Below are 17,493 nucleotides of genomic sequence, written 5' to 3' on the forward strand. Positions count from 1 at the left end.
ATGGCAAACAGGGGGATTTAGAAGACCCCTGATTCGACCGTCGTTCATCGGCACGGATGAAAGAGCGTCCCTGTAATCTCATTCGAATCTCCCCCTACCCAGGCTTAAGCAGGGGCGTGAGCGGGATGGAAGTAGTGCAATACGGATTCATATACTCCTGAATAAAAAGAGAGGGGGTAGTTGGAATATGGGATCCTCTCAAATATTGGCCCGAAAAATCGGTTTTTACCGTTTCAGTGCGTCCCAGACGACATTTTACGGCCTCCCTCACCAGAACGTCAACAAGGCACCCCTGAACGGAATTGAGGACCTGCGTACCCCGGATTTCAGGAACGCCTTTTCACACTAATAATTGTTAGTGCCAACTTCTTGACAGAGAAGGTTACTGAAGGCGCTCAGTGACATCTCGTTCGACGCTCCCAAGCGGTTTCAATTCCTAAGCAGGGAAGGTCACTGAAGGTTCCGCAACTTCGTCACTGGGAGCGGAGATCTGGCGTTTCAATCCCTTAGCAGGGAAGGTCATTGGAGGTTGAGTGGGTTGAAAGAGAGCACGAGCGGAAAATGTTTCAATCCCTTAGCAGGGAAGGTCATTGGAGGGGCCCTTTTTTCGTTATCGTGCAGCACGTGCTTTTAGGCACTCATAACTCGCCCAGGGTGAATTATTCATTGCATAGCATGAATAATATCTTTCGCGCTTTCAGCGTACCACGCTTTCGCCGTTCTGCACAATATTTTCACGGAAAGTGATTCATCGTACATTTAGCTTTTGTCAGAGTCCCTCCAGGACAGGAAAAACGCGATTCTCTGCATAGAAAATGACCACTATACAGATTTGGGAACTTCGTAAAGACTCCCTGAACTCAGAAGTGTTGAGCCTACCAGCATCAATGTCTTCCTCAGACCTCGCGTTTTCCCTCTCCCAGCGCCTTTTTCTCTATTTTGCCTTCTGGGGCCTCTTTTCGCTCTTGGTTCTTCAGAAACCCTTCATGATCGTAATCAACTGTAAACCGTCCTCCAGGCAACATGCCCTTTCGTGCGTCCAGGACAGCGTCCCCGCTCTTCCGCAATCGCTTTCAGGCTGACCTACCCTGGTCGGCCTGGGAGCGGTCACGCGATGTGCTCGCAGAAGCCTGAGCGGAGCAACTGCCCAACCGGATCAGTAGGGAATCTCTTCCGGAATCGGCGCACCGGGCCACTCGACCGTGATCACCGGCTCCCCGGACGCGGCGGGCGCAGCAGCTGGGGCGGCGTTGACCTCGACCGTCCTGGCCTGCTGCACCGTCACCGGGGACGCGGGCTTCAGGTCACCCAGTCAGCCCAGCGCGGTCTTCAGTCATCATGGCAAAACAGGCCTCCCGTAGGGGCTCAAACGCACTGACCAGCAGGTCGTCCGCCGCCATGCGTGCCCCTCAGGACCGGACAACCTGGGTTTAATCACGTCTGGAACGCAACAAGACAATCGCGCATCCCCCGGATGACGATGGCCCTGGATCCTGGGAAGTTCCGGAGAGTGCTGCTGCAACCCTCCAGCGACATCAGGTTGGAGTAGGGCATCGTTGCCAGCGGCGAGTGACGAGTGGACCGCCCAGACCCGGCCGGGCCGGCCAGCACCAATTCTCACTGGCAGTCCCTCGCAGGTGCTGGCAGGCGTGCTGCGTTGGTGCGCCGCTGTACGCACGGGACACGTCCCGTTCGCGGGGCCGCGCAACCGACTTTCCGCTTTCGGCAGCAGCGGGCCATCCGGAAGGACCGCGCCCCTGGGGTGCGTGGTGATCCCCGCCGGCACAGGGTCGGCAGGTGATCCCGTTCCGACCGACAACTGTTCCGTCAGGCCGCCACCGGGTGGCCTGAACCCCGAGGTGTGCCCTGAACGGGGGCGCTTCCGTGGAGGGCTGCATGAGGGTGTTCTTCCTGACTGTGCTGTGCCTGCTGGGTGCCGCGCGCGCCGAGCAGGGTTCCGGGGGTGTGGGCCCGACGCCCACCCTCACGGCCCCGCCCCCAGCGGGGACCTGACAGAATGCGGGCGTGTCTGCCACGCCCGCCTACCCTGAAGTGGTTCGTCTGAATAGCATTGGACAGTACGCGGACGCCCTGGCCCTGCTGGACACGCTGGAGGACAGCGGTATTCACCTGTGGCTGCGCGGGTGGTCGCTGTACCACCTGGGGCACGTGGAGGAGGGCCACGCGGCGTTCGAGCGCGCCGAACCGCTGCTGAGCGGTAAGAATCTTGGCCGCATGCTGATGGACCGCGCCGTGCTGTACGGGCATGACCGGCGCTTCGCACGGGCGTACGACCTGCACGTGCGCGCCTGGCAGCACGGGCAGCGGGACGCGATTCATCAGGCGCTGGTGCTGTACAACCTCGGCTGGCAGCACCTCAGCCGCATGAATCTTGTGCAGGCCCGCGCGCGACTGTTCGAGGCGATGGAAGCGGCCGAACGGTTGACCGGGACAGAAGCGCTGGAACGCACCCTGACCCGCACCTGCCTGAGCACCCTTGAACGTCTGAGCGGGAATCCGCAGGCGGCGCTGCGGCGGGCGCTGTGGGCGCTGGAACTGCCGAGTGGTCACCGGAACGAGCGGCTTCCCTGGCGGGCCAAGGCGATGGCGCTGCGGCATCTGGGCCGCCTGACCGAAGCGCGGGACGCGCAGGTGCGCGCCGTGGAACTGTCGCCGCCAGGGCCGTATCTGGACAGTGAGGTGCTGATGCTGGGGTTGATCGACCGGCTGCTGGGCACGCCCGTGGAACTGGAAACCCTGAGGGCGAACGCGCTGGCCCACGACGTGGTGCGCCTGGATCTGCACCTGGCCGATGAAGCCCGCCGGGATGGGCGGACGGATGAGGCACTGACCCGCCTGAACACCGTGATCAGCCTTGACGAACCGTACCCACTGCGGGACGAGGCCCCGAGCCTCCCGCACCTGTTCGCTCTGGGCCGTCAGGCCGGTCTGGTCCTCCCGGAGACCGTGCCAGACCGGACGGCGCGCCGAGCGGACCTGCGGGCGCTGGGGGTGCCGGAACTGAAAGTGAACGGTCAGCCGGTGCCTGTCACGTCAGCGCGGGCCTTCGCGGTTCTCACGTACCTAGCGATGTACGGCCAGACGGGCCTGTCCGTGCTGGGCAGTGACGTGCTGCCCGGTGTGCCTGAACCGCAGGTCCGGGCGCGGGTGCGCGCTGCGGTGGGGGTCCTGACCCGCTGGCTGGGTGACCCGGAAGCCGTGACGCTCCAGGGGAACCTGCTGGTGCTCTCGCCGGAGTGGGAGCTGAGCGTGGACGCCAGTGACGTTCTGGCCGGTCACGGCCGGGCGCACGGCGCGTTCCTGCCGGGTCTCTACACGGACTGGACCGGGCAGGTGCAGGATCTGCTTGACCAGCAGGCGCGGCCCGAAGTCCTAACCCTGTCCTGAGCGCGCAGCGGTCCGTCCTCTCATGCAGACTCCGTGTGGCTCCTCCTCTGCAGGCAGCTCTCCGAGGCGCATCCGATCGGAGGGAACGGCTCTGCAACCCAGTCCATCGGAATCCGCATCATTCACCCCTGAAGGGCGAGGGCGGCGCGCCGCTCGTCGACCCACCAGCCGTGCACGTTCGGTAACCACGCGCCGCTGTGGGGGCCGCCTGTCAGCGCGTCGCATGACCAGTGAATGCCAGGGTCGAGGGTCACGATGCCCTGGCGGGACGTGACGGCCCCCGGGTGTCCCAATATCTGCCGGGTCACGCTCAGGTGATGCCGCACCTGCCCGTACAGCGCCTCACGCGAGCCTGTTCCCAGCACTGCGTCCGCGAGCCGCTCCCAGTGACTCGGCCCGGCATCGATCAGGAAAGCCAGTACTGCGAGCATACGGCCGTCCCCGGGGACCGGCACGAACCTCAGGCCGTCCAGCAGGCCCCGCCGCGTGAGGGTCAGCACCTGCACCGTCCGCGCGGCGGGAGTGCGGGGCAGAGCGCCACCGGCGGCACTGACCGCCAGTGGGCAGGTGCGGGCCTCCTCCTGCGCGAATGGCGACGCGAGCGCCTCTTTCAACCAGCGCTGCGCCTCCTCCTGCGCGCCTCCGCGCAGCGCGTGTTCCGCCAGCGTCCAGGCCAGGCGGGCGCGGAGGGCCCCGCTGACCTGCCCGGCCAGCGTCGCGGCGCGACTCGCGGTCGAGGCCGGATCGAGGGCCATCCAGACGAGCGTGACGGCCACCTCGCCCGCCTGGGTGCGCTGCGCTTCCTGCGCGGCGTGCGTGTCGCTCAGGCTGCCCCAGGGGTCCCCGGAGAGACGACGGGCGGCGGCGCGGGCCAGCAGCGCCCGTACCCGCAGGGGCGTGCCGGCTCCGCCCTGATCTGATCCACTCTGAGCTGCGCGGGTGCGAAGGGCTGCGTCGGCCAGGGCCTGCGCGGACGCGTACAACCCCTCAACACGGGCGGCCGTCGCGGCCCACACGAGCGCCTCCCCTCGCAGGTCACGCGCCAGCCGCTGCGAACGCGTCAGGGCCAGCGCCTCATCAGCCCACCGGACGGCCAGCCCGCCCTCACCCCGATGCAGGTGCGTGGCACACAGGCACAGCAGCACCTGCACCCGCTCCCGCACGTTCACACCAGCGCGCAGAGCGTGCAGGGCGTCCAGCGCCCCCAGGTCTGCGGGAAGGGCCGCGAGTCGCACCGGTTCAGCCCAGTCCAGCGGCAATTGAAGGGACAGCACCGACCCAGCATACGCCCCCACGCCCAGTGGTTTCACATTTTTTCAGGTGACTGCACAGGAACTTTCGGAAGCTGCACGGCACGGAGGACCACCGCGTGCCCCACGTCATCACCCTGCCCCCCAGCACTCCCCACGCCACCTGGCCAACTGGCGTACCCCACCCTGAGCCAACCGACCGACGCCACCCCCACACGCTGTGCCTCACACTGATCCAAGACGCCGCGACCCACGCGGAAATGCAAAGTCGCGTCTACCAGGAGCTTCACCAGCGCCGTCAGGCGGCCGCGCGCATCACGGGCGCGGACGCCGACCGCACCGCCTTCGTCACCGGCCTCCTTGAGGACACCCTCCTCATTCACGACGCCCGCACCTCCTTCCTCGCCAACGTCCGCCGCGCAGGCATCACGGGCGCGCTGTTCGAACTGGCCGCCGAGGAAGCGACCGCCACTGTCCTGCGCGCCGCGTTCCGCCGCACCACCGACCTGCTGAACTGGCAGGCCGACCTCGCCCCCCTCGCCGGGTGGTGGGGCCATCAGGCCATGTACGAGTACAACAACAGCGCGCGCCGCAGCGACGAACGCCGCATCGGCTACCACCGCTCCAGCGGCACCGTCCTGACGTTCACCAGCGACCACCAGCCCGACGAGGACGGCACCCTTCACCCGGTCGCCATAGTGGACGAAACGGCAGACCCCGCCGACCGCTACGAGCGCGCCCAGGCCACCGCCGACCTGCGCGCCCTGCTCGCCAGGGCCGAAGGGCACCCGGCCCTCACCCACCTGCGCGACTGGCTCGCCGCGGACGCCCTGAACCCCGAACAGCCCGTGACCTTCCGGGACGGACGGGCCCGCCTGGTCTGGGCATACGGCGCGCAGCAGGCGCTGGCCGAGCGGCTGAGCGTCACCACCCGCACCCTGCGCAACCGTGCGCGCGACGTCGAAGCGCTGCTGGACACGCTGGCCGCGTAGCCACGCGCCACGACGTCACCACCTCTGCCACTTCGTCCCCCACCCCACAGGAGACCCCATGAACGACTTCGACCTGTTCGACGACACCTGCCCGGATTGCAGCGGCACCGGCTACGACGACGGCCAGTGCCACACCTGCGGCGGCACCGGCAGCCCCCTGCGCCCCACCCCCCGCCCCCACCACGACGGGTGGGCCTGGCTGGACGACCTGGACGACCCCCAGGAGCAGGAATGAGGGGGCCGGGGCGACCAACGAACGGAACGAAAATAAAGATTATCCAGATGAGAAACAGAAATCCCATCTGGGACCAGAAAAATAAGTATGCACGGAGGCAGTTTTCTCATTTTCGTTCCGCATCCGTCCTGACGGGCAAAAAAGGGGCATACCGGCCCTCATAAAACGGAAATGAATGCATACTCATGACACACTTACAGTTCACATGCTAGAAATGACGTGCTGCACGGTCCCGCCGGACAGTAGAGTCCCAGCAGTACTTCCCTGATAAGGGATTGAAACGTGGTAATGCTAACAGGCGCAACAGTGAAGTCTTCATCATCCAACAGGTCCCAGCAGTACTTCCCTGATAAGGGATTGAAACGCAATATCGTGAGCGTTAAGCAACTGGATAAGGTGTCCCACCAGTACTTCCCCGTTAAGGGATTGAAACCTTACAGTCATGAACCTAGGGCCACCAATGATAGCCGTACCGGCAGTACCTCCCTGATAAGGGATTGAGACGGGCGGTTCGTGTACCGGTTGTTCATGGCAATGTCGTCCCAGCAGTACTTCCCTGCCAAGGAATTGCAACAACATCAAGGACTTGTAGGCGTCCAAGGCGTCACGTCGTCTCAGCAGTACTTCCCTGCTAAGGGATTGAAACATCCGGTATTCGACAGCCTCAGGCGGCTGTTCGTAGGTATCAGCAATACTGCCCTGATAAGGTCTCTTTTCCCCCTCCCGCCGTGAGGGGGGTTTTTCGTTCCGCTTTGCCGTTCGTCTGGCCATATCTGGGGTATGCCTTCGTATTACGACTGGAATACCGCCCTGATCGAGCATGTCACTCACGGTGCGCCGCTGGGCAGCACGGTGTACCTGGAGGTCAGTGAGGACACGCTGGAGCGCGTGGGTGTGCAGCGGTGGGGCGTGCCGGGGGACGGGGGGACGTGGGCGGGGGATTTTCTGGCGGCGGTGCAGGAGAGCGCGGTGCGGGCCGGGCGGGTGGACGTGTCGTGGATGCATGGCGGGGACCCGCAGGGGTGGCCGCTGGGCGTGGCGTTTCTGGGGGCCATGGTGCTGGCGGCCTCGCAGATGCAGACGGACGTGGCGGCGGCCGTGCATGAACGCAATTACTTCCGGCGGCTGGGTGGCGTGCTGGGGGTGGGTGTGGGGTCGCAGGGTCGCCCGCCGGGACTGCCGGTGGGTGAGGAGGAGCCTCTGTGGGCGGCGTGGGTGCGGTTCCTGCGGGCGCGGGGGTTTGACAGTACGGCGCGGGGGGGCGAGGGGCCGCAGCGGTTCATTCGTTACCCGATCAGTCAGTCGTTGGTGTCGGCGGCCGAGCGGGCGCGGCTGATGCGGGTGTTCGCGGAGCGGGCGTATCCGGCCGGGTGGGACGGTGAGACGGTCACGTCGCGCCTGCGGGCGGATGGCGCGCCGAGCGTGAAGGTGCGGGAGTTGTTGCAGCGGACGGGCTCGGCGGCGGAGGACGTGCAGAGTGCGCTGCTGGACGTGCTGCAGGCGTTCCATGCGTCTGGCGGGGCGGGTGGAGTGAGCGCGGCGTTGTCGGCGCGGCAGCTCGTGGCGGGCCTGTACCGGGATGAGGACTGGCGGGGGGACGTGGTCTTCAGCCTGTTTCCGCGTCAGCCGCGTGGAGTGCGTCTGGCGGACCTGGTGGTGGAGGTGCGGGGGGTGCTGACGGAGTTGCGCGTGGAACGTCCCGGGTTTTACCAGCCGTTCGGGGAGGTGCGCCCGGAGGAATTGTCGGTAGGCACGCGTTTTCCGGTGGTGGGGAGTGCGTTCGTGGACGCGTTGGTGTTGCCCGCGCGGGAGTTCTGGCTGCTGCGGCCGGATCCGGATAACGCCGGGATGTTCGCTTCGCTGGGCATGCCGGGCGTGGGGGAGCGGGTGGTGCTGCTGCTGGCGGAGCCGCTGCTGGCGGACGTGCGCAGGTTCAGGGAGGAGGGGCTGCTGGGCTGGGCGGGTGAGCCTGTGGCGGTCGGGGCGGGCTGGGTGGAGTTGCGGGACGTGATGGTCACCGGGAACCACTGGGCGGAGGTTCCTGCCGGGAACGCAGGGGCGCTGCATGACGCGCTGCGGCCGGCGGGAGGCGTGAGTGTGCACGTGCAGGGTGGCGTGCGCACGCAGCGGGCGGGGGCGTACCTGGTGGGGGGCGCTCCGGCCGTGTCGGTGTCGTCGTTTTTCTCGGAGGCGTTCCTGACGGTGTGCCGGGGTGGGCGTGAGATCTACGCGGAGCCGGTCGTGCCCGGGGAGGAAGTGGTGGGTGTGTTGGACGAGGTCGGTGAGTACGAGTTGACGGGTGAGTCGCGTGGCGTGCGGGCGGTGCGGCTGGTGAGTGTGGTGCCGTGGGAGGCGCTGCGGGTGGCGGCCGCGGCCGTGACGCCGGACATGGGTGTGGATGTGGGGACGGCCGTGGTGCAGGGCGCCCAGGTGTTCGCCAAGTGAGGGGCGTGCGGTGGTTCCGGGCGTACCGGACGTACGGGCCGGCGCCCGTGGCGGTGGAGAAGGTGGCGCGGTTCGTGCAGCGGCACCGACTGGGTGACGTGGTCGTGAGCCTGCGGGTGGAGCGGCACGCGGGCCGGGAGTTCTGGCTGTTCCTGACGCTGGAAACCGAGCAGTGGGGCGAGCTGCCGGAGGAGCTGGAGGACATCCTGGGGGAATGCCCGGTGCTGTCTCAGCCGCTGCCGGACGCGTTCGGTTTGGAGGACATTCAGGGCATGGCGTCCGGTGACCTGCAGGTGCGGGCGCTGGGGCAGTGCCTGGAGTACCGGCAGGTGCGGCGGGAGTCGTTCGAGAATCCCTTCGAGGTGGACGCGCGGGTGCTGGCGCGGGACGCGGAACTTCCGGAGGACGCGGCCGAGCGGCTGCTGTGGTTCCTGTCGGCGGCGGGGACCGGGTCGTGGTCGTCCCTGCGGGCGGCGTGCAGGGCGCTGGGCGTGACGGACGCCGGGCTGGCCAGTCGCCTGGCGCGGCACCTGCGGCTGCTGGGGCACCTTGAGCTGCTGGATCGGGGGCGTTGGGCGGTGCCGCCCGCGGCCGTGGCGTGCGTGCAGGTGGATGGGCGGCCGGTGCGGTTCCTGGTGGGCGCGCGGGACTCGCGCAGCCTGACGCTGGGAAGCGTGGACCGTCAGGCGGGCGGGCCGGGCCGGGTGGTGGTGCCGCAGGGCGTGGGGGCCGGGGAACTGGTGTGGCCGGCGGACGCACTGAGCCTGTCGCTGCCTGGGGTCGCGGCGTACCGCGCGGGGCTGGGCACGCTGGGAAGCGTGAATCCGCAGCTGCTGAAACTGCGGCTCTTCGATGGACAGCGGTTTGCAGAGGCCGCGTTCAGCGGTCAGGTGGGCCTGTTCGAGCTGACGTTACCGGACGGACGCACGCAGCACGCGTTGCACGTGGACGGCCGCTGGGTGGAGGGCGAGTTCTTCACGTTGCGGTTCCTGGCGGTTCAGGCGATGGGCCTGCTGGAAGCCTGGCGGTTCCATGCGGACCGGGAGGAACTGGCGGTGCGGTTCGAGGGCCGCCTGCCGGAGGTGTACGAGCGGGCGCTCGTGCTGTGCAGTGGGCTGTTACCGGAGAGCCGGGGCGGGTGGCTGGTGTACCAGAACGTGCCGCTGCGGGTGGCGGCGAGACTGGCCGCGAAGCTGGACGTGGCGCTTGACCTGACGGCGCCGGAGGTTCACGCATGAATGACCTGATCGGACTCCACGCCCGCCTGGAGCGGGTGTACGGCATGTACGTGGAGAGTGCGTTTCCGCTGCGGGACCGGGACCTGCGGCGGGAGCGGCAGGCGCTGCTGGCCCGCCCGGGGTTGCTGGCGCAGCCGCCGCTGGTGGAGCCGGTCGCGCAGTACGTGAGCAGCGGGCGGACGCTCTCGCAGGCAGCGGCGAGCCTGCCCGGAGCGGCCCGGGACCTGGGGAGTCTGGCGGCGCCGCTGCTGCCGCCAGACGTGGAACTGCACGCGCATCAGTTCGAGGCGCTGCGGCTGGGCACGGTGGAGGGCCGCGACCTGGTGATCACGACTGGCACGGGGTCCGGGAAGACCGAGGCGTTCCTGCTGCCGCTGCTGGCCGAGCTGGCGCGGGAGAGTGCCGGGTGGTCCCCGGTGCGGACGCCCGCGCCGGGCCGGGCCTGGTGGCGCGCGTCCGCTGGAGGCTCGGGGGTCCGCCCGGCCGGGCGGGAGGCGTCTCAGTGGGGGCACGTGACCCGGCCGGGCGCGGTCCGGGCGCTGGTGCTGTACCCGCTGAACGCGCTGGTCGAGGATCAGTTGCGGCGCCTGAGGGCGGTGCTGACGGCGCCGGACGTGACGGCGTGGCTGGACCGGGAGCGCGGCGGGAACCGCGTGACGTTCGGGCGGTACACGGGCCTGACGCCGGTGCCGGGCACGACGGAAGGCGCGCGCGGCCAGCGGAACATGAAGCGCCTGCGCGAGCACCTGCTGTCCCTGGACCGGCAGGTGGAGGCCCTGGCGGGCGTGGCGGACCCGGACGTGCGGCATCACTTCCCGGACCCGGATGGCGCGGAAGCCTGGAGCCGCTGGGACATGCAGGACGTGCCGCCGGACGTGCTGATCACGAACTACTCCATGCTGAACATCATGCTGATGCGGGACGTGGAGGCCCCGATCTTCGAGGCGACCCGCGCGTGGCTCCAGGCGGACGCCGGGAACGTCTTTCACCTGATCGTCGATGAGCTGCACTCGTACCGGGGAACGCCCGGCACGGAAGTGTCGTTCATCGTGCGGCTGCTGCTGAGCCGCCTGGGCCTGAGTCCGGACAGTGAGCAGCTGCGGATCGTGGCGACCACCGCCAGCCTGGAGGACAGCCCGGCGGGGCGGGCGTTCCTGACGGAGTTCTTCGGCCGCAGTCCGGAGCGGTTCTCGTTCATCACGGGTGCGGTGGCCGAGCCGCCCGCGCCGTCCGGGTCGCCTGTGGGGGCGCACGCGGGGGCGTTCGAGGCGTTTGCCCGCGCGGTGGATGACGCGCACACGCCGCTGGACCCGCCCGAGATCCCGGACGCCGCCCTGCACGCCCTGGCAGACGCCCTGGACGGCGCGGGCGGGCAGGGGGACCGTACGGCGGCGCAGCGGATCGCGGCGGCGCTGGATCACGCCGGGGTGCCCGGGGCGCTGCGGGCCGCCTGCCAGGACGGGACCGGCACGGTCCGCGCCACCCGCACGGACGTCCTGACCGCGCGCCTGCTGCCCGGCAACGCGCAGGCCCTGCGGGGACTGCTGATGGCCCTGAGCGCCGCGCGGCACCCGGACGGCCGCCCGGTCCTGCCGGTCCGCGGGCACCTGTTCTTCCAGAACGTGCAGAACCTGTGGGCGTGCACCGACCCGGACTGCGTGCCCGGCCGTACCGAGCGCGTGCCGGTCGGCCGCCTGCATGACGAGCACCGCCTGGCGTGCGGGTGCGGCAGCCGCGTACTGGACGTGATCGTGTGCGACGTGTGCGGCGTGGCGTTCTACGGGGCGCAGCGCAAGGCGCAGGGCAACGCCGAGGTGCTCAGCGCCGACCGCACCGACCTGGAAGGCGTGCCGAACGGCACGGAGCGGCGCGCCCACGGTTCGTACGCCGTCCTGTGGCCCGTGGAGACGCATGACGCGCCACCGGAACAGCGGTCATACGCGTGGAAACCGCAGGGAGCGCCGGTGTCCCTGGAGTGCTCGTGGCAGCAGGCGCACCTTCAGCGGCAGACGGGCACGCTGACCCGTTCCCCGCGCGCCGCGCAGGAGAGCGGCATGCTGCAGCCCGTGTGGGTGTACACCGTACAGGGCGACAATCCCGGGGCGGCCCCGGCCATGCCGCCCGTCTGCCCGGCGTGCAGCACAGACTTCCGGCGCCGGAAACGCTTCCCGACGCCGCTGCGCCCGCACCGCACCGGGTTCCAGAAGGCCACGCAGGTGCTGAGCAGTACCCTGATGCGCGAGGTCGGCCCGGAGAACCGGAAACTGGTGGTGTTCAGTGACAGCCGCCAGGACGCCGCGCGCCTGGCGGCGGGCATGGAGCGCGACCATTACCGCGACATGGTCCGCGTGACCCTGCTGCACGCCCTGAGTGACGCCGGGCGCACCCTGGAAGGCAGCGTGCGCGCCCTGGCGGACCGCGTGCCCGGCAGCCGCGAGCGCCTCCTGACGGTCAACCCGGCCCTGGGTGCCGTGCTGGACGCCCCCACGACCGACGAGGACCGCACGCTGCTCACGGAGCACGCCACGCGCTTTCAGCCGCTGATGATGTGGCTGATGGGTCTGGGCGACGCGAACACCGAGGCGGACGCCGCGGCGCTGCTGCGCCAGTACCCGTCCCGCGTGCCGCTGGGGCAACTGCGGGACGCCGTGTACGCGCACCTGCTCTCGCTGGGCATCTGCCCCGGCGGGAACACCCGCGACGCCCTGCGCTTCAAGCAGGACGGCCACCCCCAGCGGTGGTTCCAGGCGTTCCGCTGGACCGAGCGCACCGTGACCGTGGACACGAGCAGCGAGGCGCGCGCGCACGACGAGAAACTGCGCGAACTGCTGCTCGGCGAGATCATGGAAGTGCTGTTCACGCACGTGGTCCGCACCCTGGAAAGTGTGGGGCAGGGACAGGTGCACGCGCCCCTGCCGCCCGGCACGCCCGTTCACATTCAGGAGGCGGCCGACGCCATCGCCCGGCTGCTGGCGGTCAAGCGGCTGCACACCGCCTCCACCCGCGCCCACCCGGGCAGCAAGCGCACCCTGCCCGCCCCCGCCCTGATCTACCTGCGCGCCCTGAGCATCGAGCCGGACGCGTTCATCACGCGCCTGATCGACGCGGGGCACGCCGAACCGGGCGGCAGCTCCATTCAACTGCGGCCCCGCAACCTGGACCTGCTCGCCGGGCACCCGCAGGGGTGGCGCTGCGAACGCTGCGGCGCGTACTACCAGCACCGCGCCGGGGGCCGCTGCGCCACCTGCGCGCAGACCGTCACGCGCGGCGGGCAGCCCACCGACAGCGCCGCCCCGCTGCACCCGGGCGAGCGGAACGTGGAACGCGACTATTACGCCTACCTCGCGCGGGACTTCGGCGCGCCGTACCGCCTGAACACCGAGGAACTCACGGGACAGACGGGCAGCGCCGACCGCCCCGCCCGGCAACGTCACTTTCAGGACGTGTTCCTGCCCGGCGAGGAGAGGCGCGCGCAGGGCGTGGACCTGCTGAGCGTGACCACCACCATGGAAGCCGGCGTGGACATCGGTTCCCTGCTGGCCGTCGCCATGAGCAACATGCCGCCCCGCCGCTTCAACTACCAGCAGCGCGTCGGCCGGGCCGGGCGGCGCGGCGCGGGCCTGAGCGTCGCCCTGACCTTCTGCCGGGGCCGCAGCCACGACGCGTACTACTACGCCCGCCCGGAAAGCATCACCGGGGACGCCCCCCCACCCCCGTACCTGGACACCGCCCGCGAGAGCATCTACCGCCGCGTCCTCGTCAAGGAAATCCTGCGCCGCGCGCTGGGCACCGTCCGCAGCGACGCACCCGACAGCGTGCACGGCGAGTTCGGGACGGCCGACGAGTGGCCCAGACGCCGCGCGACCGTCACCCGGTTCCTGAGCCACCCGGACAGCCGCGCCGAACTCGCCGCCCTGGCGCGCACGCTCGCCGCTCACACCCGCCTGACCCACCCGGACGCGGTCCTGACCGGCCTTCTGGACACCCTGCCCGGCGAGATCGACGCCGTCGTGAACGACGCCCGGTACACCCAGCCGCTGCTCAGCGAACGCCTCGCCAACGCAGGCCTGCTGCCCATGTTCGGCTTCCCCACCCGCGTGCGCAACCTGTACCTGGACTCCCTGTCCTGGCTGACGCGGGGCAACGTGACCCCCGACACCGTCGACCGCGACCTGGACCTCGCCATCAGTTCCTTCGCGCCCGGCGCGGACATCGTCAAGGACAAACTCGTGCACACCGCCGTCGGCGTGCTCGACCTGCAGCCCGGCACGCGCGGCGCCCGCACCGGCCCCGGCCTGCACCCGCCTCTGGCGGACCCCAACCCCCTGCTGCTGGGCCTGTGCAGCGCCTGCCAGGCCGTGCACCACCCGATGCCCGAACCCGCCAGTCCCGGCCAGCACGACGCCACCTGCCCCACCTGCGCCCAGCCCACCGTGCGCGTCCTGGACGCCCGCGAACCTCGCCACTTCTACACGGACGGCACCCGCGACGACTACGACGGCCACATCGAGTACGCGGGCCGCAGCACCCGCCCCACCCTCGCCGTGCGCGGCGCCCCCACCCCTACCGCCCACGCCGCCAACACCACCCTGATCGCCCGCACCGACGAACTCCTGACGCACAACGACGGCGGCGGACGCGGCGGCTTCGACTTCACCCCCCACCCCGGCCACCCCGGCGTGTACCAGGCGACCCTTGACCCCACCCCCGCCCCGCACCGCGCGGCCAGCAGCCGGCGCGTCACCCTGCTGTCCCGCCGCGTCACCGACACCCTCCTCATCCGCCCCAGCGACTGGCCCGCCCACACGCACGCCCCCACCACCACCGTCGACGGCCGCGCCGCGTGGTACACCCTGGCGTTTACCCTGCGCGCCGCCGCCAGCGCCCTGCTGGACATCGAACCCACCGAACTCGACGCCGGTATGTACGTCGGGGCCGGGCACACCACCGCTACCGGCCACGCCTTCCTGTGCGACCGCCTGGAAAACGGCGCCGGGTACGCCACGCACCTGGGCCAGACCACGCCCTTCACGAACCTGCTGGGCCACGTGCACACGCACCTCGCCCCGCACTGGCACGCACACGCCCCCGACTGCGACGGCAGCTGCGCCCGCTGCCTGCGCGACTACAGCAACGCCGCCTACCACCCCCTGCTGGACTGGCGCCTCGCGCTGGACCTGACCCGCCTGCTCGGCGGCGACCTGACCACGCCCGACCTGCACACCCCGCACGGCCAGCACCCCAACCCCTGGACCCCCCTGGTCAGCGGCCCACACGCCCCCATTCCCGCCGCGCTGACCCAGCTGGGCTACGCACCCACGACCCTGCACCCGCACGTGCCCGCCTTCCAGGCTGCCACCCGCCACGGCCCCCGCACCGTGCTGGTCAGCCACCCCCTGTGGACCCCAGACCACCCGTACCTGCACGCCGCGCAGGCCAGCTTGGCACCCGACGAGACCGTGACCATCGTCAGCGTGCTGCGCCTGCTGCGCCGACCCAGCGACGCCCTGTAACACCGACAGACAGTCCGTAAAACCGCCCCCACTTGTAAGTAGGCGGGGGCGGTTTTTAATCCCTTATCAGGGAAGCACTGCTGGGACGCAGCCGCAAACGACGCAATTGCCGCCGACATGGCGTTTCAATCCCTTATCAGGGAAGTACTGCTGGGACCTGAACGATGCGTTCAAACTCGCACTTAAACGCGCGTTTCAATCCCTTATCAGGGAAGTACTGCTGGGACATCCAACAATAAAACCTGATACGCGGCAACGGCGTTGTTTCAATCCCTTATCAGGGAAGTACTGCTGGGACGGGTAAGATGTGCATGTTCGTGGCCCTGCCTGCCGGTTTCAATCCCTTATCAGGGAAGTACTGCTGGGACTCTACTGTCTGGCGGAAACGTGCAGCACGGCCTTTCTAGCATGTGAACTGTAAGCGCGTCATGAGTATGCATTCATTTTCGTTTTATGAGAGACGCCACGCCTATTTTTTGTCGACCAGAACGGCTGCGGGACGAAAATGAGAAATAGAGGCCGGTGTATACAAATTTTTATCGTCTGACAGAGACTTCTCTCCTCTCATCTGCATAACCTTCATTTTCGTTCCGTCGGCACCCGTCTTCCGCTTGTGTGGCGGGCCTGCCATACGCAGGTCATGGCGACACTTGTTCCATCCTGGCCTGACCTCGGCGCTCTGCCTACGCCCCTCACGGCGGGCGAGGCGCACCTGCTGGCGTTCCTGGAACGGGACCTGGGGCCGGAATGGGAGGTCTTTGCCCAGCCGTACCTGAACGGCACGCGGCCGGACGTGGTGGCGCTGCACCCCACGCGGGGCGCGCTCATCGTGGAGGTCAAGGACTGGGCGCTGGACTGCTACTCGTGGGACCGGGGCGAGCGGGCGTGGCGGGTGCGTGGGTCGCACGGCGAGGGGCACGTGCAGAACCCCTTCGAGAAGGTGGAGTTCTACCGGGAGAACATCCTGCGCTTTCTGGTGCCAGAGGTGGGCGCGCTGGTGCGCGAGCAGGGCTGGGGGGCGCTGGGTGTGGTGCGGGTGGGCGTGTACTTTCATGGGGCGTCGGCGGCGCAGGTGGCGCGGTTCACGGGCGGGCGGGTTCACCGGGCGGTGTGGCAGCTCGGGCAGGACAGCCTGGTGCCGGGAGCGGCCGAACGCTGGGTGGGGCGTGGGGATCGGGTTCCGGCGCAGTTTGCGCCGCTGCTGCGGGCGTGGCTGAACCCTCCGCTGCACGCGGCGGAACAGCAGGCCCCGCTGCGACTGTCGCGGGCACAGGAGGGCCTGGCGGTGCCCTCGCCGGGATGCGTGCGGGTGCGGGGCGTGGCGGGCAGCGGCAAGACGCTGGTGCTGGCCGCCCGCGCGGCGCGGGTGGCGCTGGCCGGTGGGCGCGTCCTGGTCGTGAGTTTCAATATCACGCTGTGGCACCAGTTGCGTGACGGCGTGCGGCGGGCCGGGGGCGGCGCGGCGTTGAAGAACGTGACGTTCGTGCATTTTCACGGGCTGGCGTCCACGCTGGGCACCGAGGCGGGCCTGACGTGGGAGGAGTGCGGCCGGGACCCGGCGGTGCTGGTGCGGCGGGCGGCGGCGCAGCTGGGCGTGTCGTTCGACGCGGTGCTGGTCGACGAGGCCCAGGATCTGGAGGACGCGTGGGGGGAGGCGCTGCTGGCCCTGGTGCGGGACGGCGGGCAGTTCGTGGCGGCGTGCGACGAGTTGCAGAACGTGTACGGGCGGCGCGGGGGCTGGCTCAGCGCCGGGCAGTTCGGGCGCTGGCGGGAGTTGCGTAGCAGCGTGCGCCTGCACGACGACGTGGTGCGGTGGGCGAATGCGTTCGCGCGGGCGTTCCTGCCGGGCGTGGGCCTGCTGGCCGAGCGGGACCAGCCGATGCTGCCGCTGGGCGCCCCGGAACTGCGGTGGCTGGACCTGCCGTCGCGGGAGGCGGCGCTGGAGGCCCTCGTGGGCCGCGCACGGGAACTGCGGCACCTGGGCGCGCAGGCGACCGATATTGCGCTGCTCGTGCCGGACCACGCGTTCGGGCTGGCCCTGGTGGCGCGACTGGAGGCGCAGGGCCTTCAGGTGAATCACGTCTTCACCGAGAATCAGGCGGACAAACGGCAGAAGTACGCGTTCTGGATGGGCGACGCGCGCCTGAAGGCCTGCACGGTGCATTCCTTCAAGGGCTGGGAGGCGCGGCACGTCGTGGCGGTGCTGGAAACGGCGGGGGCACTCTCGGAGCCGCAGGCGATGCTGGCGTTCACGGCCATCACGCGGGCGCAGGGGTCCCTGACGGTGCTGAACCTCAGCGAGCACTTTCAGGGGTTCCCGGCGCTGGTGGGCGTGCAGGCCGCGCCGCAGGGAGCCGCGTGAACGCCGCCCGGCAGGCGGACACACCCGGGCGGCAGTGGGAAGCCGGTCGG

At 69.2% G+C, this 17,493-nt stretch carries 9 protein-coding genes and 1 CRISPR repeat array; of the genes, 7 read left to right on the forward strand and 2 right to left on the reverse strand.

From position 1 onward, the window contains the following. Positions 1-1,156: 1,156 nt before the first annotated feature. Positions 1,157-1,285, reverse strand: coding sequence for a hypothetical protein (locus M8445_RS18150; protein ID WP_273991501.1), 129 nt, complete (start codon positions 1,283-1,285; stop codon positions 1,157-1,159). 767 nt (positions 1,286-2,052) lie between these two features. Between M8445_RS18150 and M8445_RS18155 the strand changes: the two genes are divergently transcribed. Beyond that, positions 2,053-3,408, forward strand: coding sequence for a hypothetical protein (locus M8445_RS18155; protein WP_273991502.1), 1,356 nt, complete (start codon positions 2,053-2,055; stop codon positions 3,406-3,408). A 122-nt stretch (positions 3,409-3,530) separates the two neighbouring features. Here M8445_RS18155 and M8445_RS18160 read toward each other — a convergent pair whose 3' ends face one another. After that, positions 3,531-4,682 (reverse strand): hypothetical protein, encoded by a 1,152-nt coding sequence (locus tag M8445_RS18160; protein ID WP_273991503.1) that lies wholly within the window; start codon positions 4,680-4,682, stop codon positions 3,531-3,533. Positions 4,683-4,918: 236 nt separating this feature from the next. Here M8445_RS18160 and M8445_RS18165 point away from each other — a divergent pair, with 236 nt between their 5' ends. From M8445_RS18165 to M8445_RS18190, 6 genes are all read left to right on the forward strand, one after another. Further along, positions 4,919-5,650 carry a glycoside hydrolase family 25 domain-containing protein gene (locus M8445_RS18165; protein ID WP_273991504.1) on the forward strand — a complete coding sequence of 244 codons (732 nt, stop codon included), beginning with the start codon at positions 4,919-4,921 and terminating at the stop codon, positions 5,648-5,650. Positions 5,651-5,708: 58 nt separating this feature from the next. Further along, positions 5,709-5,885 carry a hypothetical protein gene (locus M8445_RS18170; RefSeq protein ID WP_273991505.1) on the forward strand — a complete coding sequence of 59 codons (177 nt, stop codon included), beginning with the start codon at positions 5,709-5,711 and terminating at the stop codon, positions 5,883-5,885. A gap of 780 nt (positions 5,886-6,665) precedes the next feature. Next, positions 6,666-8,330, forward strand: a complete 1,665-nt coding sequence (locus tag M8445_RS18175; RefSeq protein ID WP_273991506.1) for a hypothetical protein — start codon at positions 6,666-6,668, stop codon at positions 8,328-8,330. Continuing rightward, complete coding sequence (locus M8445_RS18180) at positions 8,327-9,568, forward strand: hypothetical protein (protein WP_273991507.1); 1,242 nt, start codon at positions 8,327-8,329, stop codon at positions 9,566-9,568. Before M8445_RS18175 ends, M8445_RS18180 begins: the two co-directional genes overlap by 4 nt. Beyond that, positions 9,565-15,081, forward strand: a complete 5,517-nt coding sequence (locus tag M8445_RS18185; protein WP_273991508.1) for a DEAD/DEAH box helicase — start codon at positions 9,565-9,567, stop codon at positions 15,079-15,081. The genes M8445_RS18180 and M8445_RS18185 overlap by 4 nt, the downstream gene beginning before the upstream one ends. A 52-nt stretch (positions 15,082-15,133) precedes the next feature. After that, positions 15,134-15,449: direct repeats of the CRISPR family, unit length 35 nt; unit sequence GTTTCAATCCCTTATCAGGGAAGTACTGCTGGGAC. Positions 15,450-15,721: 272 nt separating this feature from the next. Further along, a complete protein-coding gene (locus M8445_RS18190; protein WP_273991509.1) occupies positions 15,722-17,443 on the forward strand; it encodes a nuclease-related domain-containing DEAD/DEAH box helicase in 1,722 nt (573 codons plus the stop codon). The last annotated feature ends 50 nt before the right edge of the window (positions 17,444-17,493 follow it).

The sequence above is a fragment of the Deinococcus aquaticus genome, assembly GCF_028622095.1.
Lineage (GTDB): Bacteria > Deinococcota > Deinococci > Deinococcales > Deinococcaceae > Deinococcus > Deinococcus aquaticus.